We start from the raw sequence: 1,268 nt of genomic DNA on the forward strand, positions 1-1,268 counted from the left end.
ACAAAATTCTAACCTGCCTGATTCGAAACAAAAAACAACTAATGAACAGAAGAATCTATTGAACGCACCTGTAGTTTTTCTCTATTTAGATTATATACTCTATACATTTATAGTTAACATAATGTAATTTATCGAAAATATTGGAAGAGAAGCTAACTTGTATGAAAGCTTAAAAGGAGGAGAAGCTAAGAAAAATTAATTTTTATACGGAGGAACAGAAAATTGGAAAAAAAGAATCCATTAACATCTCCTGAAATTGCAAACTTATGGACACATTATACCCGTGAAACATTATCTGTATGTGTAAATAAATATATGCTTCACACGATTCAAGATCCTGAAATACATAGCCTWTTTCAAACAGCTCTTCAGTATTCACTTAACCATATAGATACCTTAAAAGCGTTATTTAAAAAAGAAAAGTTTCCTCTTCCTAACGGATTTACAGAAGAGGATCTTAATTTAGAAGCTCCTCCTTTATTTACGGACGTTTTGTGTCTCAAATCCCTCTATATGATGAGCACACATGGACACAATGAAATGAGCTTATCTTTTACAACTTCCCTACGTCAAGACGTTGTAGATTTTTATTATCAATGTAATCTTGATGCGATGGAGATTTATAAAAAATCTAAGGACCTGCTTATTTCAAAACAACTTTATCAGCAACCACCTACCTATATAACACCTAAGAAGGTAGAACTGATTAAACAATACCACTATGTAACAGATGTCTTCGGTAAGAAGAGACCCATGAATGCAATAGAAACTGGACATACTTATTTTAATTTACATAAAACAATGATTGCGAAAGCGATGATTCTTGGCTTTTCACAAGTTTCAAAAAATCAAAATGTACGAGCTTTATTAGAAAAAAGCCTCCAAGTAAAAAACAAGCACATTGATATATTTTCATCCCTATTAACAAAAGACAACCTTCATTTACCTAAGTCATGCGATACAGAGATTACAAATTCTACTGTTTCTCCTTTTTCAGATCGGCTTATGCTTCTCCAAAMAGGTTTCGTATTTGGTGTAGCAGTAACTTATTATAACGCGGCCCTTATCGCAAGTATGAGAGCTGATATTGCAGCCCATTGTGAAAAAGCAGCCTTGAATAGCTTATGGATATATAGTCGTATTGGGAAAGATATGATTGATAATCAGTGGATGGAACAACCTCCCCAAGCAGATGACCGTAAGAGATTAGATTATTAGACAAACATTCTCAGTGAATAATATTTAATCCCAGGAGCATACTACTACAG

Annotated in this window: 1 protein-coding gene; it reads left to right on the forward strand. The window is 33.3% G+C overall.

The window, feature by feature from the left end:
• The first annotated feature begins 222 nt into the window (after window positions 1-222).
• Complete coding sequence (locus AC1DRF_RS28340; RefSeq protein ID WP_477742352.1) at window positions 223-1,218, forward strand: DUF3231 family protein; 996 nt, start codon at window positions 223-225, stop codon at window positions 1,216-1,218.
• Window positions 1,219-1,268: the final 50 nt, after the last annotated feature.

The sequence above is a fragment of the Priestia sp. P5_B4 genome (assembly GCF_056400385.1).